Here is a 26,260-nt window from a genome sequence, read left to right on the forward strand (position 1 = left end):
CCTCATTATTTAAAAATACCTGCAATGAGCAGGTATTTGGAATCATTTGCTACATGCTCATAATATGGGGCGGAAAACCCCATATTCAAGCCTGCATTGTCCTAGTTATAGGTTAATCATTCTCAAGGAATGAACGCAAATGCTCTGAACGTGATGGATGGCGAAGTTTACGTAATGCTTTCGCTTCAATCTGACGAATACGTTCACGTGTTACGTCAAACTGTTTGCCCACTTCTTCCAAGGTATGGTCGGTTGGCATATCGATACCAAAACGCATTTTCAAGACTTTCGCTTCACGTTCAGTCAAGTTTTCAAGAACTTCACGTGTTGCTTCTTTTAAGCCTTCTGACGTTGCAGCGTCAATAGGAGAGGTGATATTACCGTCTTCAATGAAGTCACCAAGATGCGAATCTTCATCATCACCAATTGGTGTTTCCATTGAAATTGGTTCTTTCGCGATTTTAAGCACTTTACGAACTTTCACTTCGTCCATTTCTAGACGTTCACCTAATTCTTCTGGTGTCGGTTCACGACCCATTTCTTGAAGAAGTTGGCGAGATACACGGTTGATCTTGTTAATGGTTTCGATCATGTGTACTGGAATACGAATAGTACGTGCTTGGTCAGCAATCGAACGCGTAATCGCCTGACGAATCCACCAAGTTGCATAAGTAGAGAATTTATAACCACGACGATACTCGAATTTATCCACCGCTTTCATCAAGCCAATGTTACCTTCTTGGATCAAGTCGAGGAATTGCAAACCACGGTTGGTGTATTTTTTCGCAATCGAAATTACCAAACGTAAGTTAGCTTCAACCATTTCCTTTTTCGCACGGCGAGCTTTCGCTTCACCAATCGACATACGTTTAGAAATGTCTTTGATGCCTTTAACATCTAAACCAAGTTCTTTCTCGATGTCAGCGATTTTTTGTTGGAATGCCAGAACGTCAGGGCGGACTTTTTCAAGATAGCCTTTCATTTCTGCAGGTGCTTTAGCAATTTGTTCATCTAACCAAGCAAAGTTAGATTCTTGGCCTGGGAAAGACGTACGGAATTGAGTACGGTCCATACGACCACGACGTACTGCATAGCGCATAACTTCACGTTCAGAAGTACGGATTTGGTCATGGGTATTACGAATCAAATCAGAGATGATGTCGAATAAACGTGGTGTGAATTTGAACATCATAAACACAGTTGCAAGTGCTTCAAGTGCAGCAGCAGCTTCTTTACTGTTACGCCCATGTTTTTCAATTGCAGCTTTAGTGACTAACCATGCTTGTTCAAGCTCAGTGAAACGTGCTTTAGCAATTTCAGGATCTGGACCAGATTCGCCTTCAGAATCATCATCACCTTCAGCCTCTTCTTCTTCATCGTCATCATCAAGTTTGACATCTTTAGTTGGCTTGCTGGTTGACGCTTCATCTTCATCGATCTCAGAATCATCTTCGTCGATCACTTCAGGGATGGCTTCGTCAGATTCTGGATCTAAATAACCAGAAAGAATATCAGCTAAACGGCGTTCACCCGCTTCATAATCTTTATATTCTTGCAATACAACTTCGACTGCATTTGGCCAATAAGCAATTGAATGTAAAACGTCACGAATACCTTCTTCGATGCGTTTTGCAATGCTAATTTCGCCTTCACGTGTCAAAAGCTCAACTGTACCCATTTCGCGCATATACATACGCACAGGGTCAGTGGTACGACCGGGTTCATTTTCAACAGATGCAAGTACAGCAGCGGCTTCTTCTTCAGCAACTTCGTCAGTCGCTTCGCTGCCACCTTCAAACATTGTATCGTCAGTTTCTGGTGCACGATCATGTACCGGAATACCCACGTCATTCAACATCTGAATGATGTCTTCAATCTGTTCACTTTCAGTGATTGAGTCCGGGAGATGATCGTTAACCTCGGCGAAAGTTAGGTAACCTTGCTCTTTGCCTCGGCTAATCAGAGCCGCTACTTGAGAAGTAGGGGAAGTCATATCGCTCATCTTTGCTTACTCTTCGTTGAATCTGTGGCAGTAAAAAACCGTGCATTTTAGCACGATCGTCTCATTAAATCTTGTTAATAGCTGGCTTATCCCATTAGGACGGTACAGCATCAAGCTGTCCAATGAGATATTAAAAATTTAAATTCAGTAATTTAGGTGGGGCTGAAATTGTTGTTTTCAAGTTCATCCCATGCATCGATTTATTTTACGAGTCATCTTTGACTGTCATAAAAATGAAGGACGCAGGGTGGATTATATCATGCCACAGGTTTTGGTAAGAAAAAAAGACCTATTTTTAAAGTTTAGTTGTTAAAAAAACAAATAAAACTTGACAATATTTTATATCCCATATAAATAGCGGCTAGACCCCTTCAATTTTTTTCATTATGAGGTAGTTTTGGTGTCTTCTACAGATTTTGAACTAGATGATAACTACGGTGATGATGATGTGAATTTCGATGAGGCCAGTGCAAAAACTAGCGCGAAAGAATCGTTAGAAAAGCGCCGACTTATTGATGACCTTCTGGCTCAGCGCCGTCTTGAACGTGAGCTTAAAGATTTTGATTACGACATCGACGATGACGATGATTTTGATGACGAAGAAGACTAAATAGCGATTTAGCATAGCGCTTAAAAATGCTATGCTTACGCATTAAGTTTCTAACTCTGGATTTGAAATGAGTGCTTTAGATTTAGACCTTTTGAGTGACTATCTAGACGGCGATGACAACGAGCATGGTCTAGATTTTGCAGCGACTCATGGTTTTTTATGTGCAATTGCAGTAGGCCCAGCTTTTGATAAATGGCTAGACGAACTTTTTGATAACAATCAGAAAAAAGTACCTGCTGAAATTATAGCACAAGTAAAAGCATGGCTCGAATCGATTCGTCAGAATCTTGCCAATGAAGATGGTATTGAATTTCCATTTGAAATTGAAGAAGCCGATGTTGAATCAAGTCTTGGTGACTGGAGTGTTGGCTTCGTTGATGCCATGTTCCTAAACGAAGATGCATGGTTCACCGACGAGTTTGAAGAACAATTGGTAGATTTAACTTTGCCAATCATGGTGTTCAGCGGCATTGATGAAGAAGATCCACAAATGGAATCTTTCCGTCGTAATGGTCAGTTGATGGATGAACTTGCAGAAGAAATCCCAACCAATTTGAACGAATTATATTTGATGTATCACACACCAAATTAATTTCGACGAAATTTAAAAAAAGCACCTTGGGGTGCTTTTTTTAGCGCTATACCTTTTCAATTCAAAGTTAGTCTAAAGGCTTAACTACGTTTGGCTTTTAAGAAGCTCTTTGCCATCCATCCAAAAGATAAAGCCAACATGAGATAATGGATGAATAAGGTAAAGCTGATAGCAAGCAGCCAGACCCAAGCGGGTAATTGCGTTAGCGCCATTTGAATAAAGGCTTGGGTTTCAGGAAAGATCAAGAGACAAATGACTGTAGCAACGACACTGATGAGAACCGAAGCTAAAATACAGCTCCAAATCAAAGTTCGCTTTTCTAACTTATTTGGCACTCGCTGATGGTCTTTAACAAAGCTAGATGCTGCAGCAAGACCGCCCATGATGAGACAGGTAATAGATGAACCACCAGGTAAATCAAAGAAAGATTCGATGGCTGCGACAGCAACCATGGCGAGTGCATAAGCAATGCTAAATGTGATGATGTATTTTTTCATTATTTAATGTTCATGTTTTCATTATATAAAGTGCGAGTATAACTTACCTGAAGTGTCTTCACTGAATTTTAACTTTCATTGAAGTGGTGATGATTTAAATTTTAACGCAATACATTGAAAAAATTTATAATTTTTTAGCGCAATAGTCTGCATACCAACCATAGGCAATATGAAATATTGTGCCATGAATGGCGACCAAACAAAGCATAACCACAGCAGTTAGCCCGATGCCTGCATGATCTACAGACTTCATAATGCTTTCGGCATTGGGATTCATTAGTACCAAGAACAGCACAAAAAAGCTCCCAATAATGATTGCAACGGCACTGGAGCCCCAAACCAGTTGAATCTTTTCATGGTTGCTAGGCACGCGTTGTTCTTTCTTTACAAAATGCCCAACGCTGATTAATGCACATGCCACCAATGTAGGAATTAATGTAATACCACCTAGATTTAATCCAAAAATTAATACGGTAATCAAAAGCACCAAGGCGATGCTATAAACAGCAGCAAAGTGTAGGAGATAGTGTTTCATTTAAGCCCCAAAAACAAAAAATTAACGAGGTCGACGTTGATGTCGACGGTACAAAATCCAAGCAATAATGATGACTGTGATCAGAATAATCACATGTCCAACTTTACTAAATATTTGCTGCATTAACTGCTGATTTTCACCTAAATAAAAACCCATACAAGCTAAAAAAGTGGTCCAAATAATCGTACCTAAACCACTATAAAACATAAACTTCCAAAATGGCATGCGGCTCATTCCAGCAGGAATACTAATGAGAGAACGCACAGCTGGAATCATTCGTCCGAAAAATACAATGCGGTGACCGTATTGCTCAAACCATGCTAGAGATTTTTTTACATCTGCCGACTTGATAAATAAATACTTTCCATAGCGATCGACGAAGTGAAAGATGGATTCATGCTTAAATTTATAACCAATCCAATATAGCAATGCAGCCGCCAGTAAAGAACCGACACAACCTGAAATAATGACACCAATGAGGAGTAGTTGACCTTGGGAGGCAGAATAGCCAGCCGAGGGCATAATGATTTCAGAGGGGATTGGGGGGAAGACATTGTCAAGAAACATGAGTAGGGCAATACCGAGATAACCCAATTGTTCCATGATTGAAATGATCCATTCAGTTAAAGTCATGGTAGCTAAGGCAGAGAAAAGGTGTATTTATCCTATGTTGAAAAGCGCAGTGGGTAAAGTTCCGTTTTAAATATTCCTGAAACCACCTAAGCAAAAACAACAAATATTGAGTTCACCTTGTATTAGGTAGCACGTAGGCTTAATGAGAAGGAAAATGTATCAATGCGTGAGGGCATTAAGCAATGCTGAATGATATAAGGCTGAATAATTGAAAGGCTTAGATCATAGTTTTTAAAGTACTGAGTGTACGCTGTTCAGTTTGGATTTTATTTAGATTTCGGAGCTTTAGCAGCTTTAAAAATCGTTTTATATACTGAACAGCGTAGGACTAGGTTGCAATAAGTGACGTTGTAAGGTGCGTAAATTAATCATCATGTTCCATATTTAACAGTGTGTGAATATAGACTTGGCGTAAGCTTAGAGATAAAGCAAATGGAATCACACACAGTCCAAGAATGTTGAGCATAGTGGGTTGTAAGTGCAATGTATAAGCAATAAATAAGGCAAAAATTGCACCAATGCATGTAGCAATACTGACTATCAAAATATGCGACTGTTGGTTAAGGAGGTGTTTTAATTCTCCTACACTTTCTTTTACACGGGGAGCGGGTAAAGCAAGGCGCCTTGAGGTTGCAATTGGAGAGTTGATTAATTTTGGCATAATGCTTTCCTTTTCAATTATCTATAATGATTTTCTCGGATCAATTGATCAGAATAAGCATAAATGCGCGAACTGATTCTCGTAAATAACCAGATATAGTTATTTTGTCAAAAAAATTAAGTCACTGTTGAGAATGCGTAAAAAAAGCCCTAAAAATAGGGCTTTTATTTATATATCGTTACAACAAATTTTCCTTAGAGACGCTTACGTTTTGCTGCCACAATTTGTGATTGACGCATACGGAAGCCTGCTTTTTGCTGTTCAGTAGTTTTGTCGATACAGTATTTGCATGATACGCCGTGTTCGTAGCTCGGAAGTTCAACTTCAGCAGGAGCCAGTGGCCAACCGCATGCGTGACATTTGATATTTTCGCCTTCTTCCATACCGTGAGTGACAGCAGTACGACCGTCAAATACGAAACATTCACCTTCCCACATGCTTTCTTCAACAGGGGTTTCTTCTAAATATTTTAAGATACCGCCTTTAAGGTGATAAACCTCATTAAAGCCTTCTTGAAGTAAAAGTGAGGTTGATTTTTCACAGCGAATACCGCCTGTACAGAACATGGCAATTTTCTTATCTTTATGCTGCTCAAGCTCTTTTTTCACGTATTCAGGGAATTCACGGAAAGTCTCAGTTTTCGGGTCAATCGCACCCTTAAATGTACCTGCTTTGTACTCATAGTCGTTACGTGTATCAATTAGGATTACGTCATCACGTGTAATTAGTTCATTCCATTCTTTAGGATCAAGATAGTGACCGACTAAATCACGTGGTTTCACTTCCACACCTAAAGTCACGATTTCTTTTTTCAGTTTGATCTTCATTTTACGGAATGGTTTATCCGTACTATGCGATTCTTTGTATTCCATCGCATTAAAGCCTTCATTGAGAAGGAATTGATGGATGATATCTACAGATTTACGGTCACCGGCTACAGTACCGTTAATTCCTTCACCTGCCACAATTAGAGTACCGCAAAGGTTGATGGTTTTTACCAAGTCTAAAAGACGTTGTTGAAGATCGGCAGGATCTTGAACTTCTTTGAATTGATAAAGTGCGGCAACAACCCAACCAGAGGTCGCTTGCTGTTCTACAGGTGCAAGCTGTTCTACAGTAGCGTTCATGGAGTACTCCAAATGAATAAACAGGATAAAAATTAAGGCGCACATTCTACCGTGATTTGGATGAATAAGCGAGTAAAGCGATGGCTTTTAACCACACATTTGATCATAGCTTCATTTCAGTAGTTTTAGCGTGTATAGTCATGCCGAGTTGTTTTTATCCCATAAATATTGATTGAATGGAGCCGGTTTTGAGTACTGATCGTCGAATTGCCTCGTTAACCCCATGTGCAGGGCGTTGTTCTACGGTATTTGGTGATTCAGTCTGTCGTGGTTGCCGCCGCTTTAACCATGAAGTCATAAAATGGAATACCTATACAGCAGAGCAACACACGGCCATTTGGTGTCGTTTAGATGCACAATTAGATCAAATTTTAATACCGATGTTGCCGCAAGCAGATATCGTCCATGTCGAAGGTTTTGTTTTGTCTAAGCGAGTTCGCTTACGTCCAGATGCAAGTAAAGGCCGTAAACTGTATCACGCACTCAAGCTCTGCGAAAAAAACCGTCATTTCACAGATGAAAGTGGACTCGGGATACATTACAAACAGGTGCGACCGTTGTGGGATGAATTTGAGCGTCGTGTTTTAGCACTCGCCACAGCCAGCTATGATTTGGCATTTTTAAGAGCAGATGCTATTCGCTTGCATTTATTGCAAAACATGGATGAAGAGGACTAAGTCCTCTTTTTTTATTTATGAAATTTATCGTGATGTAAAAAAATAAGTGAAGGAATCTCAGCGTAAATTATTCGGAGTACTTTTTATATTGTGTGGCAGTCATTGTGATGATTGCAACACCTGGACCTGTGATGCTGTTGGTCGCAAGTGCAGGTTTACAAGGCGGCTATAAAAAGGCATTTCAAACCATTGTCGGGACGAATTTTGCTTCACTGATTTTGATTGTGCTGTCAGTGTGTATTTTAAAAGGCATTTTAAATGTGAATGCGCATTGGCTCGATGGCATCAAAATACTGGGTTGTTTATATATTGCTTATATTGGATTTGATATTTTAAAAGAAGTAACTATACAGCCCACTGCACAATCTCTGCAGTTAAAAGCAGCACAAGGGGGGGTTAAGCAAGGACTAATTGTGGGAATTTCAAATCCTAAGGATATTATTTTTTTCGCATCATTTTTTCCGCAGTTTGTAGGAATTACTCTTCATCTTAATCTGAGTTTAATTGTGTTGACCCTGAGTTGGATCGTTTTAGATTTCGCAACCATGTCTTTGGTGTATTTGTCTTTTCATCGATTGTCGAAATCACGCTGGTATAAAAAATTGTTGGCACTGTGTGGGCTGATTTTAGTGGTAGTTGCCATCTACGGGATCTATAGCATATTCACGGTTTAATTCTTAACTTGAAATGTGCAGTAAAAAATAAAAAAGGCTGATTCAATCAGCCTTTTTATGAATGTGTAGAGCTTTAATTAATTCGCACTAGAGATTGTGCTGTAAACGATATTGCACAATTTCTTCAATGGTGAGTACAGTCAAATGATGGGTTTGTGCATACGCTAAAACTTGTACGCCATTCGCCATTGTGCCGTCTGGGTTGGTTAATTCACACAAAACACCTGCGGGTTTTAAACCGGCCAGACGTGCCAAATCAATAGTCCCTTCAGTATGTCCACGACGGGTCAATACGCCGCCTTCACGCGCACGTAAAGGAAAAACATGACCCGGACGGTTTAAGTCACTAGCCACAGCACCATCTTTAATTGCGGCTTTGACTGTAGTTGTTCGGTCTTTTGCTGAAACGCCAGTAGTAACACCTTCCGCAGCTTCAATGGTGACAGTAAAGGCAGTTTTAAAATGGCTAGAGTTATCAGACACCATGGGTGGAAGTTCTAAATGATTGGCTTGAGCATCGGTTAAACACAGGCAGACAATTCCTGAACCGTCACGAATCATACGTGCCATGGTTTCTACAGTGAGTGTTTCTGCCGCAACAATCAGGTCGGCTTCATTTTCACGGTCAAAATCGTCCATGACTAAAACAGGCTTGCCTTGACGAATGTCTTCTAAGGCTTGCAGCATGCGCTGTTCTGCAGGTGGAAGGGCAGAAAAGAAAATTTCGGGTTGAATTAAACTAGACATTGAAACGCTCGCGTAAATTTTAGATACGGTTGAACATTTCAGGACATGTGAAATAGTGGCGTTACGATATATATTGAAAATGATCAATGATATAGAGATGTGACGTCGTCTTCTTTCATCCGGACTATACCGTCGGCTCAGGTATTGCACCTGATCTGCGAATCGCGTTTAAACGATTGGCTCGTGGGCTTTTTGCAGGGCTTTCAACCCAGCAAATTTACCACCGGTGGGGAATTTCACCCCGCCCTGAAGCGATGTGTCTTGAGTATAGACCTGTTTGAGTGATGATGGGGGATTATTGCTTAGAATCATTTGCAAAATTTTAGATAAGTAAAGTTATAAGATTGGATTTGTAAGCATTTATATAAAGTGTGTCAAAGCATGCTATCGTGCCGATAAATCAACCATGATTGCATAATGATAAAAAATGACCGCTCCTCAGCATTCTCAGCAGCAGAATATAAAGCTGCATCATTCACAGTTAGATCAAGAGTTTTCAACAGATCTGTTCCAAGATGTACAGGTTATTCGGTATCTGCAAGTAATCGGTGTTGCACTGATAGCAGCCAGTTTCGTGTATTTGATCGCGGCAAACTGGTTGATGTTGCCAAAATTCATCCAATTGGCAATTCCAATGTTGTTGTTGCTGCTGAGTGCTGTGACGAGTGTATATGTTGCAAGTCGTGTTTGGATTCAGCAAAGTTTAGATACTTTAAGCGGTTTGTTGCTTGGATTGAGTTTGGCTGTGATTGGGCAGGTCTATCAAACAGGTGCAGACAGTTATCTGTTATTTTTAGTCTGGGCTTTGCTGCTTTTACCTTGGTTATATCGATCGAATATCGGAGTCTTTGCGTTACTGTGTTTGATCAGTCAATTGGCATTATTTTTATATTTTAAACAAAGCTATTTAATCGTTGATCATTCATGGTGGTATTTACTTTGCATGAATATATTGACGGCAATTTGTGTGACGTTTTGTTTGAAATATTATGCTGCGCTGCGCTTTGTATTTATTGCATTCATTACACTAATGTCGATGTATTGCATGTTTTTATACTGTGGAAATGGGGTAGAGCAGTATCAATGGCAATATTTAATTTTTGCCTTGTTGCTTCCAATTTATCTGATTATCTATTTTTATCGACAACAGCGTGCATTAGAAACCAGTTTACAAGCCGCGGGTCTTGCCGCGAGTTTCAGTATTTTGATTTTCCAATGGGCAGAACATATTTTATCTGACTCGAGTGCAGGATTGTTGGTTTTTGCCTTGCTGATATTTGCTTGGTTTGCGGTGATCAGTTGGGCACTGATGAAATTTCTGCCACAGACTAAATTTGCGGTTATTCCTTTAGCGATTGGGGCATGGTTGGCAGGCATTATTTTATCGAGCTTATTGCTGACCTATTGGAAGGCGTTTTCGATCGTCATGGGCTTAGTTTTTGTAGCTGTGGCTTGGTGGTTGATTCGACGAGCTAAAAGTATCTTTAGTCGCCAATTTGCTTACTGCTTATGGGTATGTGGCCAATCTGCGGTCTTCATTCATACAGAGAGCTTAACCAATAGCATTTCGTTTATTTTAGTGTTGCAAATTGGCGTTATCTTGCTCTGTTTATTTAGTCGAATGCATTGGTTTATTGTTTTTATTCAACTTATTGCAGGATATAGCCTTGCAGTGGCCACACTATTTGATGCCGATCTTTTTATGAGCGATGAACATGTCATCTTAGCTGTGACTGGATTGAATTATATTCTACTGATTTTCTTGCTCGGGAGTGCAACAGCTTGGTTGCACTCGATGTATCGAAAAAGCATTGTGTTATGGATGTTATGCATCGTATTGGCGGGTGTGGTATTGCAAACTTTGTCAAATAACGTTCTACAGTTTGAACAGACCCAACATGGTGTTCTTGACCTGTTTATTGGTTATCTGTTGCCTGTAGTTTGGCTTGGCCTTTACATCGCAAATCAGAAAAAACAGGCGGGGAGCGAAAAATGGTTGTTACTGCTATTGGGTCTTGTGCTGATTGCGATGGGTTATTTTGAAATTTTCTTATTATTGGTTTTATTGGCATGGGCGCAGGTCTATCAGCAATCTTTGGTTAAAGCCCTGAGCATCGTGTTGATCATTTTTAGCTTATGGATGCTGTACTACAATTTGGGTCTGAGTTTTTTATTGAAAAGTTTAACGATTTTGATCTCTGGCCTTTTGCTGCTTGGCATTACCAAGATGTTATCTGCGATACAGCATAAACAAGGGGGAGATGTGTGATGACCATACTCAATAAAAAAATGCTTCCTATTGGTTTGGCTGTACTCAGTATTCTTTTATTTGTGCTGATGATTGCACGTCATGAATGGCATTTGGCAAACAATCAGAGTATTTATGTAAAGTTGCAACCTGTCGATCCGCGCTCTTTGATTCAAGGGGATTATATGGCCTTGAATTATCAGCTCTATTTTGGTGGTCAGCCATCAAAAGAGCAATCTGCCAATGGGCAGGCTGCCAAAGCGAACACAGAAGAAAATGTACACCGTGACTATTTTGTCGATCAAAAAAGTATTGTGAGTTATGTGCAGCTCGATGCACAGCGTAGGGTGATTCGAACCAGTTTCAACCCAGAGTTGTTAGCGCAGTATCCAAGCTCATCCACAAAACTGGTGCTCAAAAATCCTGACAATAGATTTGAGGGTTTATATCCCGCTGCGAGAAGCTTTTTATTTGCTGAAGGCTTGGAGTCGTGCTATCGCGATGCGCAATATGCAGAGCTAAAGGTGCAAGAAAATGGTCAGCCTTTGTTGGTGGGTTTGGTAGGAGAGCATTTACAGCCCTTTGATTGTAAACAAAACCAAGCATGGTGGAAGGGCCCGAGAGCAGGGTAGATAAATTGAGCTGTTAAGTTGTATGTAGTGATTTGCGTCTAATACTGAATTTTTGCAGTCAATAATGCATAGTTCAGCCATAAAAAAAGCCCGCAAATTTTTGCGGGCTTTTTAGAATCTTTAAATGCTTGAATTAAGCAACTTGAACTGGAATACAGTTCGCTGTGTGGTTCACAGTGTTGTTTGGGTTCGCATAGACTAAACGTGGCTTATGTGCATTTGCTTCAGCTTCTGTGAAATCGCCAAAAGTTGCGATAATCATCAAGTCGCCAATATCTGCTTGGTGAGCAGCACCGCCATTTACAGAGATAATGCCAGAACCTTCTTCACCACGAATGGCATAAGTGGTAAAACGCTTACCATTAGTCACGTTCCACATATGAATTTCTTCATATTCACGTATACCGGCTAAATCTAGAAGAATACCGTCAATTGCACAAGAACCTTCATAATGTAATTCTGCTTGTGTAACGACGCAACGGTGGATTTTAGCTTTTAATAAACGAGATAGCATGGCTAGCGTCTCCTTGGTAGACCTAAGATCGTATCTTATGGTGGAACAATCTCTTGAATGCTGGGTGAGCAGTCAAATGCAAGCGCATTTTGCTCTGAAATCATTCAGATGGCAATAAGTATTGTTCAACAATTTGTGGAATTGTCAGTTCTATTTGTAAGCGTTGATCTGGTTCATAGCTTGCTGAATCTCACCACTTACCAACAATTTAGTACGTGATAAGGCATGTGCAATAGCATCATCCATTAAGCCTTGTTCACTACTTGGTGCTTTACCTAAGACATGGCCTGAGACACGTTCTTTAGAACCAGGATGACCAATACCAATACGTAAACGATGGAAATTTGGACCAATATGCGGGACGATATCGCGCAAACCATTATGACCACCATGACCACCGCCAGTTTTCAGGCGAATGACACCAGGGTTCATATCAAGTTCATCGTGTGCGATAAGTATTGCTTCAGGAGCAATTTGATAGAATTTGGCGAAGGGAACAACACTTTGACCAGAGAGGTTCATAAAGGTTGTGGGTAACAGCAGACGAACGTCTTGACCTTCGATATTACCACGACCACTGATGCCTTTATATTTAGGATCAGCTTTGAGTTGGATGCCATATTGTTCTGCAAGGCGTTCTACGAACCAGAAGCCTGCATTATGGCGGGTTTGGGCATACTCAGAACCTGGGTTACCCAAACCAACAATCAGTGAAAGTTTACTCACTCATTTACACCATTTAACACTTATGCGCGTTTGAAGTCAGCGTGCATAGGAGTGTTTTTAGCTGGGTGACGTTGTAAAGCTTGGATTTTAACGCTTTCAGCTTTACCGTCGATGTTGATTTCAACAACTTCTTCAAAGAATGCGTTGTTTTCTAAAGCTTTAACAAGTTCGCGAAGTTCCAAAGTAACTGCTACAGGTTCAGCTGCACCACCGTAGATGATTGCTGGTACTTTATTTTGAAGACGAAGGCGGCGGCTCGAACCTTTCCCTTGTACTGCTTCTTCACGTGCTACTGCATTTAATACGAAGTTTGCCATGATAGACATTCCTATTTAAGTTTAATTGACTAGACCTTCGACCAGTCTAGTGATAGAAAGCCCCACCAAAAGGCAGGGCTTTTAAATTTAGCGCTATATTATAGATAAGAATCGAACATTGCGCTAATAGATTCTTCGTTGTTAATACGACGAATTGTTTCAGCAACCATACTTGCAACTGAAACTTGGCGAATCTTACCAAGAGCTTGAGCTTCTTCTGAAAGCGGAATAGTGTCTGTTACAACCAATTCGTCAATCACAGAGTTTTTCAAGTTTTCTAAAGCTTTACCAGAAAGTACAGGGTGAGTTGCGTAAGCAACAACTTTGCGAGCACCAAAAGTTTTTAGTGCGTCAGCAGCTTTACACAATGTACCTGCTGTATCCACCATATCATCAACGATGACACAGTCACGGCCTTTAACGTCACCGATCAAGTGCATTACTTGAGATTCATTCGCTTTTTGACGGCGTTTGTCGATGATCGCAAGATCGATATCACCCATTTGCTTAGCTACAGCACGCGCACGTACTACACCACCAACGTCAGGAGAAACAACCATTAAGTTGTCGTGTGACTGTTGACGAAGATCTGCTAAAAGTGCAGGAGTACCGTAGATGTTGTCTACAGGAATATCGAAGAAACCTTGGATTTGGTCAGCATGAAGGTCGATCATGACAACGCGGTCAATACCAACAGTTGTGAGCATATCTGCAACAACTTTTGCTGTAATTGGCACGCGGCTTGAACGTGGACGACGGTCTTGACGAGCATAACCGAAATAAGGAATGACAGCAGTGATACGACCAGCACTTGCACGACGCAAAGCATCAGCCATAACTAAGATTTCCATAAGGTTATCGTTAGTTGGGGCACAAGTTGGTTGTACGATGAATACGTCTTTACCACGAACATTTTCAGTAATTTCGACAGCGATTTCACCGTCAGAAAATTGACCTACAGATGCAGCACCTAGAGGGATGTGAAGGTGGCTAACGACTTTTTGGGCGAATTGTGGATGTGCAGATCCACTAAAAACGACAAGATTGGGCATGAAGCACCCTTGGCGGTTGGCAAATTGGAGAATTAGATGGCAGGGGCGGCTGGATTCGAACCAACGGATGCCGAGATCAAAACCCGGTGCCTTACCACTTGGCGACGCCCCTAATGCGGCAGAACTTTAATATTTTTACAGTATTTTGTCAAGTTGAAACAACAAAGATACTGCAAATTATGCTCTGTCTTTTTTGAAGTAAATGGCAGGGGCGGCTGGATTCGAACCAACGGATGCCGAGATCAAAACCCGGTGCCTTACCACTTGGCGACGCCCCTATATCAAACTTCAAAATGACGTAATGGTGATTCTTGCAAACTGCGAACCAAGTAAGATTTACATGGTGCATTTTTCAATATGTCATCAATATTCATATTTTCAGTCACTTCAGTAAATACACAAGCACCTGTACCTGTAAGCTTTGCTGTACCGAACTGATCTAAGTACCGCATTGCTTCATCGACTTCGGGATATAAGCTTCGTGCCACAGGCTCAAAGTTATTTCCAAAATCAGATGGCGTTTCCTGATAGCCGCAAAATTTAGTGGGCTTTGAGTCTCTTGTCAACGTTTTTTGTGAAAAAAGCAGTTGAGTGCTGATAAAACAGTCAGGTTTTAACACAATGTACTGTTTTTGAGCTAAATCTATGAATGTTAAGTGTTCACCGATGCCTTCTGCCCATGCATTTAGACCATGTACAAACACGGGAACATCTGCCCCAAGTTGTAAGCCGAGTTCTGCAAGTTGTTCGGTATTTAGACCACATTTCCATAGTTGATTGAGCACGATTAGGGTGGTGGCTGCATTGGATGAACCACCACCGAGCCCTGCACCCATCGGAATATTTTTTTCAATGTGGATTTTTTGTGCAGTCAGTGCTTTAGCAAACGGTTTGAGTATTTGAGCAGCACGATAAATTAAATTTTGCTCTAGATTGACGCTGTTTAAGCCCTCAATTTGAATAAAATATTCATCAGCAGAATTTGCAAGTGGGTGAAATTCCATCCAATCAGATAAATCGATGAGCTGAAAAATCGTCTGTAATTCGTGATATCCATTTGGACGTCGGCCAGTAATGTGCAAAAACAAATTGAGTTTTGCAGGAGAAGGTACACGAATCACAGAAGTCATAGCTCAGCTTTTAGGCAAATTAACGATTTTGAATCACCATTGTAATACGGTTTTCCTGACCGGATTCAAGTGCTTGTTTTAAAATTAACTTGTTCGGTACCGTTGAAGTTTCATTATAACTCAGGTCAACCGTCCAACCATCTTCAATAATCTGTTGTGGACGCTGCGCAGTATCGCGTTGAATTTTTGCTTGTGTGGTTGCAGGGCGCGCCTGTACCCAGTCGACGAGGTGGGTAATGGGAGCTTGCCAACCGGTAGCACGCTCGAGTAATTCTTCTGGTGTTTCTGCTTCAATCAAACCGGTTTTTGCACTATTGAGTTGAACTTGACCGGGTTTACCGCTGATTTGAGTTTTTCCAACACCTAATATGCCACTCAGTTCGATATCATATTCATTGCGGTCTTGAACCCAAGTAAAAAAAGCACTTCCTGACTGTTGTGGCGTGCGCACACCAATCTTACCTTGTAAGTTGAATTGATTTGCAGCAACTTCTTCAGGGCTGGGTTGAGCGGGTGTTTTAACGTATTGCTGACAACCAGTAAAAAATAAAGCGCAGCAGGTCAGGGCAGATACCCCAAATTTTGAAGATACTTGCATAAAGTCTTTCTAACTCTTTTTCATGGGTTGGGGTAACAATAACGAATGTAGTTGCTCTAATTGCGGATCATTCGGATGTTTTTGTTGGAGTTGTTGTAACAACGCGTCAAATTTATTCATATCACCTTGCATGAAGACTGATCGTGCATAGCGAATGCCAATTTTTAAACTATTACTCAGTTCATACGCTTTGGCCAAAACAGATGCAGATGTACTAAAATCATTTTGCAAATAACAAATATAACCGAACGTATCTAAGATTGAAGCTTGCTCAGGAGCATATTCTAAGGCATGTTCGACGTATTTTCGGGCTTCATCTAAGCGTCTATTTTGTACCGCCAATGTATAGGCATATGCATTTAAATAGGTCGGACTATTGGGTTCAATTTCGAGTAATTGTTTTAGTAATTGGTCGAGTCTATCTTTATCTTGATGGGCGTCGAGCAGTAGAACTTCGGCATAAATGAGCTCAGGATCTTCGGGCAAGTTTTTTACCGCTTCATCAAGCAAACGGACTGCTGCTTTTTTATTGTTCATGCGTTTTAAAATATCCGCCTGAGCAAGATATAAGAAACTGGCATGTTGAGGATAATTAACCCGCTCTTGGGTTAAAAAGCGCAGTGCATCATGCAGCTTATTTTGCTGGCTAAAAATGCTGATCATATTGCGCCGTGAAACTGTATAAAGACTGCCATCAACAAGGCGATAATAGGCTTTTGCCGTTTCATAATGCTGTTTGCGTTCAGCATTTACTGCGAGATAGTAATACGCTTCATTTTGGTATTTGCTCGAATAACGTAACTCCACCAAATACTTTTCGGCTTTTTCATAAAGCTCTAAGTCAATACTGGTCAAACCTGCCATAAATAGCGGTTCTTCAGCAGATGGCCATTTCTTTAGTATATCTTCGAGTTTTTCTAGACCTAATTCTGACTGATTGATTTTAATTAAATATTTTGCTTCTGCTAAGCGAACTTCCATATTGTTGCGGTGTTTACGGCTGGATTTTTCGAACCATTTTAAGGTTTCGTCTTCATCACCCAACGACATGAGTAAATTGGCTTTCATTAGGATATAGCCAGTCACTTTCGGGCGTTTTTTTTAGTGCTAAATTAATGGTATCTAAGGCATCAGCAAAGGCACCATTTTGAGCTTGTAAACCTGCGACTAAGACCAAAATAGAAGGGTTGGTTTTTTCTTTGCTAGCGGTCAGTGCTTGAATCAGATAAGCGCGATCTTCCTCTGATTCAGGGGAAATACCCGCCAAAATTTGTTCTAAATCTGCATTTGGGTCAATGGTTAAAATTTTATCAAGTGTTTCGGCGGCAAGCTCATATTCATGGGCTTTCAAAGCAATATGTGATAAATAAAATAATGCTGGTACATCTTCAGGTTCTTGCACAACCCAATGTGTAGCAATATCTAAGGCTGCTTGTAAATCATTTTGCTCAATAGCAACGTTTAAAGCACGCTGTTTGACCATGGTGGATTTACTTTTGATTGCAAGCACGGTGTAATTATGAAGCGCGGTTGGGATGTCGTTATAAGCTAAGGCAAATTCTGCAATCATACTTTGTTTAATTGCATCATATCCTGAATTTGCATGGTAAACTTCTCCCACGGCCCGAATTGGGGCAGTAGAAGCCATGCTACCAACAAGTAAGAATGTGGTAGAATACTGCTTTATTGTCTGGCCGTTCAGTCGGCTATTTGTTAGACGCAATTTTTCTTGATCCAAGTAATGCTTTTTATGACGCCGATAATGCACAATAGCATAAATTTAGCGAAATGATGATCTGATATGTCTTTCTTTGCATTGGGTGTCAACCATCAAACCGCCTCTGTAGAACTGCGCGAACAGATTGCATTTAACCCTGAAAAGTTAACAGCGCTGCTTGAACAGCAAAGCCATGCACCTGAACTCAATGACATGGTGGTGGTATCTACATGTAATCGTACTGAAGTCTATGCGATGTCTGAAAATGCAGACATGGTATTGAATTGGCTTGCCCAATCAAATGGTATTGATGTAAAGCAATTGTCAAATCATGTGTATCGTTATGAAAATGCACAGGCGGTGACACACCTCATGCGTGTGGCTAGCGGCTTGGATTCGCTCATGCTTGGTGAGCCTCAAATCTTAGGTCAAGTTAAAACGGCTTTGTCCTTAGCCAAAGATGCCGAAACTGTCTCCCCAAATTTAAACCGTATTTTTGAATATGCCTTTTATGCGGCAAAACGAGTGCGTTCTGAAACAGCCGTAGGAAGTCATGCGGTGTCGATGGGCTATGCCGTTGCTCAGCTAGCTTTACAGGTTTTTAGTCAGCCTGAAAAATTGACGGTCATGATTGTTGCTGCTGGTGAAATGAATAGCTTGGTTGCAAAGCATTTGGCCGAAATGGGTGTGGGCAGAATTATTATCTGTAACCGTACACGTACCCGTGCCGAAGCTTTATCCCAAGAGATTGCTCATCGTGTAGAAGTCGAAATTATTGATTTTGCAGATTTGGCAGACAATTTACATCGTGCAGATGTAATTTCAAGTTGTACCGGAAGCTTGCATCAAGTGATTTATTTTACGGATGTCAAAGCAGCATTGAAAAAACGCCGTTATAAACAAATGTTGTTGGTCGATTTGGCGGTACCCCGTGATATTGAAGCCAAAGTCGAAAGTTTAGATGGCGTTTATTTATATGGTGTAGATGATCTGCAAACAGTCATAGAAGAAAACTTGGCTCAGCGTCGTCAGGCGGCAGTTGAAGCCGAAGTGATGGTCAATCAGCTTGCGACAGATTTAATCACACAGCAAAAAGTGAATTTGGCTGGCTCGACGATTCATGCATACCGTGAACATGGTGAGTCATTGCGTCAAGAAGAACTGGCTTTGGCGCTGAATCGTCTACAAAAGGGCGAAGATGCTGCGAAGATTATGCAAGAAATGTCGCATCGTTTAACCCAAAAACTATTGCATCCGACCTCTATCGTGCTGCGTAATGCAGCGATGGCGGAAGACCCTGCTTATTTTGAAATGTTAGAACAAGATTTAGTTAATGTGGCTGAAAATCGCCGTAAACCAAAGAAATAAATAAGCTGATTCATTGAATAGTATATTGTTCACAGCTTGAACTTGAAGTTAAAACTTAATCTTCAAGGAGTGTGAGCGATCTTTTTTTATCAATATCATAAATACGTTGTTTTAAATTACGCATTTCTGCAAGGCTTGAAAACTTATTCGACTTGATCTTGAGTTGTAAGAATTGATATTGCAATTTTGTCGATAAATCTGCCGCAAGTTTATCTGCTTGTTCAGGTGATGACGTATAGTCACTGATATTGGCATGCTCTAAAATATGTTGTAATTCATGATGATGTGCTGCACATGCACCGAGTACATAATAGGTCGATAACTCTGGGTCATCAGGTAATTCATCAAAAATCACATTGAAAATATTTAAAACGTGATAAAGCAAGAGATCTTGTGACACTAAGGCACGTAAAGGCTCAAAGTGAATGTAAAGATAAGGATGATTGATCAAAATCGCAATCACATATTCTTCAGCATCAATTTTTGTACTAAAGCTCAATGATGCATCATTATTGACTTGAGGCTGCCACTTTCGGCTGAACCCTAATTTTTCACGGAAATATTGTTGTAGCAAATAACGATATGAACCACCTTTCGGCAACAGTTCAGTGAGCTGTCTGAGTTCACCCATCACCTGACTTTTACCCTCAGGTGAACTGACATTATGATTTTGCGTTAAATGTGCAAAAACAAATTCAGAAAGAAGCGGTGAGGTGTGCAGTAACCGTCGAAAATTTTCAATACCTTCACGACGGATCAATGAATCTGGGTCATGGTCATTCGGCAATACAAAGAATTTAAGTTCACGTCCATCATTCAGTAATGGAAGGGCAATTTCGAGCGTACGACGAGCTGCTTTTTGACCTGCGGCATCACCATCAAATGCAATGGTAATGCGGCTATTTTGCTTAAATAAAATGTTTAAATGTTCAGTATTACTGGCAGTCCCTAAAGTCGCTACAGCGCCATGAATGCCATATTGCTGTAGGGCAATAACATCCATATAACCTTCGACCATTAACCAATCTTGGGCTTTTTGTTTACGGCCTTCATATAAACCATAAAGTAACTGGTTTTTATGGAAAACTTCAGAGTCTGGGGAGTTGATGTACTTCGGTTTGATTTCATCATTTAGGGCACGACCACCAAAACCGACCACACGACCTTTCGCATCTCGAATCGGGAAAATCACCCGCTCACGCAGTAAGTCAAAGTCACGACCACTATCACTGGTGCGAATCAAACCGAGGAGTTTGAGTCCTTCGATATCTTGTGGAAAGGCTTTTTCCAGATGTTGCCAATCTTCGGGGGCATAGCCTAAACGCCAATAGGCGATGGTGTCTGCACTGAGACCCCGTTGTTTAAAATAAGCTTGCCCGATTGGACTGAGTGGTAGTTGTTGCTCATAAAACTGTGCGACATTTTCCAGCAAGTCATATAAGTTTCCGTCTTGCGGCACATCTTCAAAACCATTGGTAACTTGGTCAAAGTGAGCAAAGGGATCGTTCCCATAAAACGCATCTTCGTTATTTTGAAACTCAGCAAATGGGTCGTGTTCGAAATTTACTGCAGCAGGATTTGTGTCGGTTTCGCCTGTTTTGGGCGGCAGAGCTTTTGCTTCGATTGGAGGTTTTTGTACAGGTTTGGGTTTAGATTCGCGTTTATATTTGAGTTTATTGGAATCGTTATTGTCTTTCGGTAGTTCAATACCCGTTTGGCTAGATAAATCCTTCATTACTTCGATGAAGTTACGGCTACCAATATCCATTAAAAAACGGATGGCATTACCATTGGCCTGACAACCAAAGCAGTGAAAATATTGTTTATCACGATAGACATGGAAAGATGGCGATTTTTCCTGATGGAATGGGCAGCATCCTGAGTAGGTGCGTCCAGTCTTTTTCAATTTCACAAATTGACCAATCACATCGACAATATCGGTGCGATCTAAAATTTGATCAATTGTATGTTGAGGAATGGCCATGCTGTTTTATCTGTCTATCTATTGAATTTGGGCAGTTCGTGAAATATGTTGAAATCAGCAATGCTGTAAGTTCAGTGGGGATGCAGTACAGCATCGTCCATCGAACTATTGTATACCTTTTAATCTAACCGAATCTGTAGATCCTGAAAAGATAAAAGGGCAAGTATTCTAACTTGCCCTTTGTGAAAAATCGACCTTCGTTGCGACTATATTATTCAGCTGATTCTGACGACTCAGTTTTTTTTCGCTATGAGGACGATCCAATAAGCCAAAGCTTAAACGATTAGTTAAACTACGTTTTTCTTCATCAGTTTCAACCGCGTCTGTAGAGGTTTGCTCAGACATCGTCTGTGCTTCTTTACCGAAAATACCCAAAGTTGCACGGTTAAGGAAGCTGCCTTCACTACGTGCAGCACGCATATTGACTGTACCGTCTGACTTCACAAGTTTTGGATAGTTTAGCTTAAGCACTTCGATGTATTGCTGAGACGTGGTTTTATCACCAAGTTTGTCATAACCATAGGCAACCGTCGCTAGAGCTTCTGGAACTTGTGGTGCTTGAGGATAATGTTCGATCACCCAAAGTGAACGTTCAACAGCAGCTAACCATGCTTTACGCTTCACATTAAAACGTGCCGCATTCATTTCGCTTTCAGCCAATTCTTGACTGATGAACTTCATACGTTGTGCGGCATCGACTGCATATTCGCTCGATGGATAGCGACGGATAAAATCGACAAAGTTTTGATAAGCCACTTTGAGATAGCTCACATCACGATGCGATTGCTTTAAAGAAGTATAGCGAAGCAAACCGTTGTAGTTTTGCTCCATGTTTGAAACACCACGCACGTAGTACGCATAATCAACTTGCGGATGTTGTGGGTTCATACGAATAAAACGGTCTGCAAGTGCAATCGCACCTTCATAGTCTTTTTGCTGAAACTTTACATACAATAGTTCAAGTTGTGCTTGCTGCGCATAGTTACCTGTAGGGTAGTAGGTCTCTAGAGCTTCAAGGTGTTTTGCTGCATCTGTATATTGGTTACGTTCAAGCGCTTTTTGTGCTTTTTCGATATAAATCTGTTCGCTTGATTGTGGACCTGTGTCGACCACTTCTTTCTTTGGATTACTGCTACAGCCTACCATTGCCGATGCAATGCCTATTGTTAGAGCAAGCATTGTCATTTTATATTTTGGTAGCGACATAAAAATTCCTCTGTTAATACGGGCAATGAGCTACAATTGAACTATTAAACCACTTTTGTCTGAATGAGCAAATGAGTCAAGCACAATCTTCCAATTCTAATTTCCCTGAAACTGATTTCAATTTACTTGAAGATTCTGAGGATGCAGATAACCATACTTCAGACTCAACTGCAACACGTTTATCGTTGCAATTTCAATTGGATGAAAGCTATTTAGGACAACGTATTGATCAGGTTTCAGCACTGGTTTGGACTGATTTTTCTCGTGAAAAGCTAAAACAGTGGCTCAAAGAGGGCCATTTGTTGGTCAATGGTAACACTGTGAAACCAAAGTACAAATGCGAAGGCACAGAGTTATTGACTTTAGACGTCGAGTTAGAAGCACAAACCCGTAGCTTACCTGAAGATATTCCACTTAATATTGTCTATGAAGATGACGATATTATGGTGATTAATAAACCTGTCGGTATGGTTGTACATCCGGGCGCTGGAAACAGTACAGGCACATTGGTGAATGCAATTTTGCACCATTACCCAAAATCTTCAGAGTTGACCCGTGCAGGTTTGGTGCATCGTATTGATAAAGACACCTCAGGTTTGTTGGTTGTTGCGAAAAACCTCGAATCCCAATTTTCTTTAAGTAAGCAATTGGCTAAGAAATCGGTTTACCGTATTTACGATTTGATCGTATATGGCAACATTATTGCTGGCGGTACAGTCGATGAACCAATTAAACGTCATCCTGTCGATCGCATCAAAATGGCAGTCTTGCCGGGCGGTAAAGATGCGGTGACTCACTACAATGTGAAAGAACGTTTCCAAAACTTTACCCGCGTTCAAGCACGTTTAGAAACGGGTCGTACTCATCAAATTCGTGTGCATTTCACTTATATCGGTCATGGTCTTGTGGGCGATCAAGTGTATGTACCACGTGTACGTATGCCTGCAGGCGCGTCGATGTTATTAGATGACACTTTACGTGGCTTTAAACGTCAAGCGTTACACGCGGTTAAATTGGGTCTCGTTCATCCACGTACAGGAGAAGACATGATGTTTGAAGCACCATGGCCTGAAGACTTTAATCAATTGGTTGAAGTTTTACGTAGCGAAAACAAAGCTTATTAAGTTTTAAACTGATTTAAACGCCATAGATAGAAAAGGACGGCAACATGCAATTTGTTCAGGGACTTCCACAGGGTGTTTTTGTGGGACAAACTCGAGTTCATCATGATCAGATGCAACCTGCTGAACAACCCGAACTGGCAGGATTCAATCTGGCATTGCATGTGGGAGATGATGCAGCGCGTGTGCAAAAGCACCGGATGCAATTGCTCAAAGACTTTGCTAAATATGGCGTGAATAAAATCAGCTGGATGAACCAAACGCACAGTACGCTATGCCATCGCATTGATGAACAGATCAACTTTGTTGCACCCGAAGGCGATGGTATGGTCACGCAGTCTAAACATCATGCCCTGATGATGATGACCGCAGACTGCTTACCCGTGGTTTTGGGTAATGCTGACGGGACAGAAGTTGCCAATCTGCATGCAGGTTGGAAGGGCTTGGCTAATGGTATTGTGGAAAACACCATTGCAGCCATGCACACTCAGCCAACATGGGCTTGGTTGGGGGCAGCCATTTGCCAAGAGAGTTTTGAAATTGGTGCAGAAGTCAAAGCTGCCTTTTGTTCCAAATATCCAGAACTTGAAAGTGCATTTAAAGCTGGTGTAAAGGAAGGCAAATATTATGCTGATCTTTATGCGATAGCGCGTTATATTCTTGCATTACATGGGGTTAAAGCCGTAACAGGTGGCGACCAATGTACCTTTTTGCAAGCTGAAGAATATTTTTCTTATCGCCGCGAAGCGAAAACAGGACGTATGGCAACATTCGTCTTTATGCTTTGAAAATGCTAAACTTGACTGAATCTATCGACTTTTAAATGTTATGTCTTTGACTGCTAAATCTCTTGCTGTTGTTTACCACAGTCCCTATGGGCACACTGCCAAAGTGGCGAATTTCATTGTACAAGGTGCAGAAAAAGCCGGTGTAAAAGTCCATCTCATGAATGTAGAGCATGTGGATTGGGATGAATTGGACAGTGCAGATGCCATCGTTTTTGGATGCCCAACCTATATGGGCAGTATGAGTGCGGCAATGAAATTATTCATGGAGCAATCATCTAAACGCTGGTTAGCACGGACATGGCAAGGCAAGTTAGCCGCTGGTTTTACCAATGGTGGCGGCTTAAGTGGAGATAAATTGGCAGTATTGCAGCAAATCAATTTATTCGCCATGCAGCACGGCATGTTGTGGAGCGGTCTTCCATTGATGCCAACTGGACGAAGCACAACAGATTTAAATCGGATGTCGAGCTTTTTGGGTTTAATGACACAATCGGATAATGCACCTGTTGAAGTCACGCCACCTGCGGGTGATTTAGAAACCGCTATTTGGTTTGGTGAATATCTGGGGTTGTTGTTAAATAAAGTTAATTAATTTGTAAATAAATCGTTTGAACTATCATTTATAAATCTTTGAAAACCCTAGTGATGGAAATGTTACGGGGGTTTTTATTGGCCTAAAATTCGTGAAAATTGGCATTTTGTATAATTGAGTTGTGATGTGTGTCACAAATTGCCATTCATTTACGCCAACGCTATTGATTTAATCTTCTCATAAATTTCACTCGGGATGAGTGACGAATATTAAAAAGGATTAAATAATCGTGAAAAAAACAATAGTCGCAATGGCATTGACCTTATGTGTTTCTGACGTTGTTTTTGCAGCAGAAGGATTGGTGGGATTAGCCGATGAAGAATTGTCTGCCATCAATGGTGCTGCATTGATGAATATGTCCTATACCGATCCTATTTTGGTCAACCAACAAATGGTCGATGAAAATATTGGTTTCTACAAACTCAGTTTAGATGCCGTCATGGATCTAAATGTCAATGTCAAAAGTTTGCAACTCGGCTGTGGTGGGGTAAATGGGTCAAATGGCTGTGATATTGATATTCGTCATCTAGCGTTGAGTGGTAATGCAACGTCAACGGATGCCAACGGTAATCCAGTCTTTAATGGTGATCGAGCGTTAACAAGTGCCGAACTGAAAAATCCGTTTATTGAATTTGCAATTAAAAACCCAAAACAAGCCGCTTTACGCGAAGTTAAAGGCTTCCGTGTCAGTGCTGAATCAATTACAGGTTTATTGACCACAGGTATTCAAAACACGGGTGCGCCGACAGACGGGATTAAGTCACTAAGCGGTTATATGAAAATTGCACCGACTACAGGGACAGCAAAGACCCAAGCAGCGATCTTTGGGGATAGCAGCAGTGAGACTTTATCCGGTAACTTGGTGATTAATACGATTTGGAACAATGATCGTAGCTTTGTTAGCCAACCCGAAAATAGTAAGGGTTTAAAAATTCCTTCAATGAATGTGCCGTTTACCGTCCCTGAAATTACTATCAACGGAAAACGACAAACTCAAGCCGTTGCCAAAAATATCAGTGCGACAGTGCCATCGATTCAACTCAACCGTGATAGTGGTAGTTTACAGGTCAAACTTGACCGTAATTTGTTATGGGTAGAAGGGGCGCAGTTCTTTATGGATTCTGGCTCATCAATTGATGGTTTGAAAATGAATATTACCTTTGAGCAAGCCTTGAATATGATTCATAACATTCCACTAAATGGCACAGCAGGTTATTTATCGCTTCAATCTCAAGATATTAGTTGGCCAGATGCCAATGCCGATGATATTGCACGTACAGGTTGGTGGATGTCATTTAAAGACCCGATCAATATTGGCAAATTAAATCCAACATCTGAAGTGGATATCTCAGGCGTCTTGCCACAAGTTGCACAAAAAGTATCGCAAATTTTAACCAATGAACCGATTTATATTCCTTTAGGTTCTGCTGTCGGTGCAGCATTTGGTTTACCGATTTATAAAAATGTCGGTTCAATTAACCTCAGTAATGCAGGTGCGGCCAATTTAACTTT

The 26,260-nt window shown here is 40.9% G+C and carries 26 protein-coding genes, 2 tRNA genes, 1 pseudogene and 1 riboswitch; of the genes and pseudogenes, 11 read left to right on the forward strand and 18 right to left on the reverse strand.

The window, feature by feature from the left end; genetic code table 11:
- Positions 1-112: 112 nt before the first annotated feature.
- Complete coding sequence (rpoD, locus tag AVJ20_RS11410) at positions 113-2,002, reverse strand: RNA polymerase sigma factor RpoD (protein ID WP_111885302.1); 1,890 nt, start codon at positions 2,000-2,002, stop codon at positions 113-115.
- A 400-nt stretch (positions 2,003-2,402) separates the two neighbouring features.
- On the opposite strand from rpoD, the gene AVJ20_RS11415 reads away from it, so the two are divergent.
- Positions 2,403-2,612, forward strand: a complete 210-nt coding sequence (locus tag AVJ20_RS11415; RefSeq protein ID WP_078191373.1) for a PA3496 family putative envelope integrity protein — start codon at positions 2,403-2,405, stop codon at positions 2,610-2,612.
- Positions 2,613-2,679: 67 nt separating this feature from the next.
- The gene (locus tag AVJ20_RS11420; protein ID WP_078191372.1) at positions 2,680-3,204 is read left to right on the forward strand and encodes a YecA family protein; all 525 of its coding nucleotides are present in this window, start codon (positions 2,680-2,682) and stop codon (positions 3,202-3,204) included.
- Between the two features lie 80 nt (positions 3,205-3,284).
- Here AVJ20_RS11420 and AVJ20_RS11425 read toward each other — a convergent pair whose 3' ends face one another.
- From AVJ20_RS11425 to AVJ20_RS11445, 5 genes are all read right to left on the reverse strand, one after another.
- Positions 3,285-3,701, reverse strand: coding sequence for an ABZJ_00895 family protein (locus AVJ20_RS11425; protein ID WP_111885303.1), 417 nt, complete (start codon positions 3,699-3,701; stop codon positions 3,285-3,287).
- Between the two features lie 124 nt (positions 3,702-3,825).
- Positions 3,826-4,236: an ABZJ_00895 family protein gene (locus AVJ20_RS11430; protein ID WP_111885304.1), complete on the reverse strand. Its 411-nt coding sequence runs from the start codon at positions 4,234-4,236 to the stop codon at positions 3,826-3,828.
- Between the two features lie 21 nt (positions 4,237-4,257).
- Positions 4,258-4,869, reverse strand: coding sequence for a DedA family protein (locus AVJ20_RS11435; RefSeq protein ID WP_111885305.1), 612 nt, complete (start codon positions 4,867-4,869; stop codon positions 4,258-4,260).
- A 364-nt stretch (positions 4,870-5,233) separates the two neighbouring features.
- The gene (locus AVJ20_RS11440; protein WP_078192186.1) at positions 5,234-5,530 is read right to left on the reverse strand and encodes a hypothetical protein; all 297 of its coding nucleotides are present in this window, start codon (positions 5,528-5,530) and stop codon (positions 5,234-5,236) included.
- Between the two features lie 194 nt (positions 5,531-5,724).
- Positions 5,725-6,657, reverse strand: coding sequence for a rhodanese-related sulfurtransferase (locus AVJ20_RS11445; protein WP_111885306.1), 933 nt, complete (start codon positions 6,655-6,657; stop codon positions 5,725-5,727).
- A 188-nt stretch (positions 6,658-6,845) separates the two neighbouring features.
- Between AVJ20_RS11445 and AVJ20_RS11450 the strand changes: the two genes are divergently transcribed.
- Together AVJ20_RS11450 and AVJ20_RS11455 are read left to right on the forward strand one after the other, a co-directional pair.
- Positions 6,846-7,334, forward strand: a complete 489-nt coding sequence (locus tag AVJ20_RS11450) for a DUF1289 domain-containing protein (RefSeq protein ID WP_111885315.1) — start codon at positions 6,846-6,848, stop codon at positions 7,332-7,334.
- Between the two features lie 107 nt (positions 7,335-7,441).
- Positions 7,442-8,008, forward strand: a complete 567-nt coding sequence (locus AVJ20_RS11455; protein WP_111885316.1) for a LysE family translocator — start codon at positions 7,442-7,444, stop codon at positions 8,006-8,008.
- Positions 8,009-8,095: 87 nt separating this feature from the next.
- Here AVJ20_RS11455 and ribB read toward each other — a convergent pair whose 3' ends face one another.
- Entirely contained in the window at positions 8,096-8,755 is a 660-nt protein-coding gene (gene ribB, locus AVJ20_RS11460) for a 3,4-dihydroxy-2-butanone-4-phosphate synthase (RefSeq protein ID WP_078191365.1), read from the reverse strand.
- Between the two features lie 103 nt (positions 8,756-8,858).
- Positions 8,859-9,012: riboswitch (FMN riboswitch) on the reverse strand.
- Positions 9,013-9,182: 170 nt separating this feature from the next.
- Between ribB and AVJ20_RS11465 the strand changes: the two genes are divergently transcribed.
- Both AVJ20_RS11465 and AVJ20_RS11470 read left to right on the forward strand, forming a co-directional pair.
- A complete protein-coding gene (locus tag AVJ20_RS11465; protein ID WP_111885307.1) occupies positions 9,183-11,024 on the forward strand; it encodes a DUF2157 domain-containing protein in 1,842 nt (613 codons plus the stop codon).
- Complete coding sequence (locus AVJ20_RS11470; protein ID WP_111885308.1) at positions 11,024-11,635, forward strand: GDYXXLXY domain-containing protein; 612 nt, start codon at positions 11,024-11,026, stop codon at positions 11,633-11,635. The genes AVJ20_RS11465 and AVJ20_RS11470 overlap by 1 nt, the downstream gene beginning before the upstream one ends.
- 133 nt (positions 11,636-11,768) lie before the next feature.
- Here AVJ20_RS11470 and panD read toward each other — a convergent pair whose 3' ends face one another.
- From panD to AVJ20_RS11515, 9 genes and pseudogenes are all read right to left on the reverse strand, one after another.
- A complete protein-coding gene (gene panD / locus AVJ20_RS11475) occupies positions 11,769-12,149 on the reverse strand; it encodes an aspartate 1-decarboxylase (RefSeq protein ID WP_078192181.1) in 381 nt (126 codons plus the stop codon).
- A gap of 150 nt (positions 12,150-12,299) precedes the next feature.
- Positions 12,300-12,875 carry an aminoacyl-tRNA hydrolase gene (gene pth, locus AVJ20_RS11480; RefSeq protein WP_078192180.1) on the reverse strand — a complete coding sequence of 192 codons (576 nt, stop codon included), beginning with the start codon at positions 12,873-12,875 and terminating at the stop codon, positions 12,300-12,302.
- 20 nt (positions 12,876-12,895) lie between these two features.
- Positions 12,896-13,192, reverse strand: a complete 297-nt coding sequence (gene rplY, locus AVJ20_RS11485; protein ID WP_078192179.1) for a 50S ribosomal protein L25 — start codon at positions 13,190-13,192, stop codon at positions 12,896-12,898.
- A gap of 98 nt (positions 13,193-13,290) precedes the next feature.
- Positions 13,291-14,244, reverse strand: a complete 954-nt coding sequence (locus tag AVJ20_RS11490) for a ribose-phosphate pyrophosphokinase (protein WP_078191360.1) — start codon at positions 14,242-14,244, stop codon at positions 13,291-13,293.
- 37 nt (positions 14,245-14,281) lie between these two features.
- A tRNA-Gln gene (locus AVJ20_RS11495) sits at positions 14,282-14,356 on the reverse strand.
- 91 nt (positions 14,357-14,447) lie between these two features.
- Positions 14,448-14,522, reverse strand: a tRNA-Gln gene (locus tag AVJ20_RS11500).
- Positions 14,523-14,525: 3 nt separating this feature from the next.
- Positions 14,526-15,365 carry a 4-(cytidine 5'-diphospho)-2-C-methyl-D-erythritol kinase gene (gene ispE, locus AVJ20_RS11505; protein WP_111885317.1) on the reverse strand — a complete coding sequence of 280 codons (840 nt, stop codon included), beginning with the start codon at positions 15,363-15,365 and terminating at the stop codon, positions 14,526-14,528.
- A gap of 28 nt (positions 15,366-15,393) precedes the next feature.
- Complete coding sequence (lolB, locus tag AVJ20_RS11510; protein ID WP_111885309.1) at positions 15,394-15,972, reverse strand: lipoprotein insertase outer membrane protein LolB; 579 nt, start codon at positions 15,970-15,972, stop codon at positions 15,394-15,396.
- 9 nt (positions 15,973-15,981) lie between these two features.
- Positions 15,982-17,695: pseudogene (locus tag AVJ20_RS11515) on the reverse strand (hypothetical protein).
- A gap of 78 nt (positions 17,696-17,773) precedes the next feature.
- Here AVJ20_RS11515 and hemA point away from each other — a divergent pair.
- A complete protein-coding gene (gene hemA, locus AVJ20_RS11520; protein WP_111885310.1) occupies positions 17,774-19,057 on the forward strand; it encodes a glutamyl-tRNA reductase in 1,284 nt (427 codons plus the stop codon).
- A gap of 55 nt (positions 19,058-19,112) precedes the next feature.
- Here the strand turns inward: hemA and AVJ20_RS11525 are convergent, their stop codons facing one another.
- Together AVJ20_RS11525 and AVJ20_RS11530 are read right to left on the reverse strand one after the other, a co-directional pair.
- Complete coding sequence (locus AVJ20_RS11525) at positions 19,113-21,041, reverse strand: DNA primase (RefSeq protein WP_078192175.1); 1,929 nt, start codon at positions 21,039-21,041, stop codon at positions 19,113-19,115.
- Between the two features lie 168 nt (positions 21,042-21,209).
- The gene (locus AVJ20_RS11530; RefSeq protein ID WP_111885311.1) at positions 21,210-22,247 is read right to left on the reverse strand and encodes an outer membrane protein assembly factor BamD; all 1,038 of its coding nucleotides are present in this window, start codon (positions 22,245-22,247) and stop codon (positions 21,210-21,212) included.
- A gap of 71 nt (positions 22,248-22,318) precedes the next feature.
- On the opposite strand from AVJ20_RS11530, the gene rluD reads away from it, so the two are divergent.
- The 4 genes from rluD to AVJ20_RS11550 all read left to right on the forward strand — a co-directional run.
- Positions 22,319-23,371, forward strand: coding sequence for a 23S rRNA pseudouridine(1911/1915/1917) synthase RluD (rluD, locus tag AVJ20_RS11535; protein ID WP_078191355.1), 1,053 nt, complete (start codon positions 22,319-22,321; stop codon positions 23,369-23,371).
- 44 nt (positions 23,372-23,415) lie between these two features.
- Positions 23,416-24,156: a peptidoglycan editing factor PgeF gene (gene pgeF, locus AVJ20_RS11540; protein ID WP_111885312.1), complete on the forward strand. Its 741-nt coding sequence runs from the start codon at positions 23,416-23,418 to the stop codon at positions 24,154-24,156.
- A gap of 40 nt (positions 24,157-24,196) precedes the next feature.
- Positions 24,197-24,748 (forward strand): flavodoxin family protein, encoded by a 552-nt coding sequence (locus AVJ20_RS11545; RefSeq protein WP_078192171.1) that lies wholly within the window; start codon positions 24,197-24,199, stop codon positions 24,746-24,748.
- A 229-nt stretch (positions 24,749-24,977) separates the two neighbouring features.
- The coding region (locus AVJ20_RS11550) for a hypothetical protein (RefSeq protein ID WP_213066190.1) at positions 24,978-26,260 on the forward strand (1,283 nt) is incomplete at its 3' end.

This window comes from Acinetobacter sp. CFCC 11171 (genome assembly GCF_003268405.1).
Taxonomy (GTDB): domain Bacteria; phylum Pseudomonadota; class Gammaproteobacteria; order Pseudomonadales; family Moraxellaceae; genus Acinetobacter; species Acinetobacter amyesii.

Bases quoted from the DNA above. Each gene is read 5' to 3' on its own strand.
- rluD (WP_078191355.1), top strand. From the start codon at position 22,319: ATGAGTCAAGCACAATCTTCCAATTCTAATTTCCCTGAAACTGATTTC.
- AVJ20_RS11490 (WP_078191360.1), bottom strand. From the start codon at position 14,244: ATGCCCAATCTTGTCGTTTTTAGTGGATCTGCACATCCACAATTCGCC.
- AVJ20_RS11435 (WP_111885305.1), bottom strand. From the start codon at position 4,869: ATGACTTTAACTGAATGGATCATTTCAATCATGGAACAATTGGGTTAT.
- lolB (WP_111885309.1), bottom strand. From the start codon at position 15,972: ATGCAAGTATCTTCAAAATTTGGGGTATCTGCCCTGACCTGCTGCGCT.
- AVJ20_RS11545 (WP_078192171.1), top strand. From the start codon at position 24,197: ATGTCTTTGACTGCTAAATCTCTTGCTGTTGTTTACCACAGTCCCTAT.
- AVJ20_RS11420 (WP_078191372.1), top strand. From the start codon at position 2,680: ATGAGTGCTTTAGATTTAGACCTTTTGAGTGACTATCTAGACGGCGAT.
- rpoD (WP_111885302.1), bottom strand. From the start codon at position 2,002: ATGAGCGATATGACTTCCCCTACTTCTCAAGTAGCGGCTCTGATTAGC.
- AVJ20_RS11425 (WP_111885303.1), bottom strand. From the start codon at position 3,701: ATGAAAAAATACATCATCACATTTAGCATTGCTTATGCACTCGCCATG.
- AVJ20_RS11455 (WP_111885316.1), top strand. From the start codon at position 7,442: ATGATTGCAACACCTGGACCTGTGATGCTGTTGGTCGCAAGTGCAGGT.
- rplY (WP_078192179.1), bottom strand. From the start codon at position 13,192: ATGGCAAACTTCGTATTAAATGCAGTAGCACGTGAAGAAGCAGTACAA.
- ribB (WP_078191365.1), bottom strand. From the start codon at position 8,755: ATGTCTAGTTTAATTCAACCCGAAATTTTCTTTTCTGCCCTTCCACCT.
- AVJ20_RS11525 (WP_078192175.1), bottom strand. From the start codon at position 21,041: ATGGCCATTCCTCAACATACAATTGATCAAATTTTAGATCGCACCGAT.
- AVJ20_RS11440 (WP_078192186.1), bottom strand. From the start codon at position 5,530: ATGCCAAAATTAATCAACTCTCCAATTGCAACCTCAAGGCGCCTTGCT.
- AVJ20_RS11445 (WP_111885306.1), bottom strand. From the start codon at position 6,657: ATGAACGCTACTGTAGAACAGCTTGCACCTGTAGAACAGCAAGCGACC.
- hemA (WP_111885310.1), top strand. From the start codon at position 17,774: ATGTCTTTCTTTGCATTGGGTGTCAACCATCAAACCGCCTCTGTAGAA.
- AVJ20_RS11470 (WP_111885308.1), top strand. From the start codon at position 11,024: ATGACCATACTCAATAAAAAAATGCTTCCTATTGGTTTGGCTGTACTC.
- AVJ20_RS11530 (WP_111885311.1), bottom strand. From the start codon at position 22,247: ATGTCGCTACCAAAATATAAAATGACAATGCTTGCTCTAACAATAGGC.
- AVJ20_RS11430 (WP_111885304.1), bottom strand. From the start codon at position 4,236: ATGAAACACTATCTCCTACACTTTGCTGCTGTTTATAGCATCGCCTTG.
- pgeF (WP_111885312.1), top strand. From the start codon at position 23,416: ATGCAATTTGTTCAGGGACTTCCACAGGGTGTTTTTGTGGGACAAACT.
- panD (WP_078192181.1), bottom strand. From the start codon at position 12,149: ATGCTATCTCGTTTATTAAAAGCTAAAATCCACCGTTGCGTCGTTACA.
- AVJ20_RS11465 (WP_111885307.1), top strand. From the start codon at position 9,183: ATGACCGCTCCTCAGCATTCTCAGCAGCAGAATATAAAGCTGCATCAT.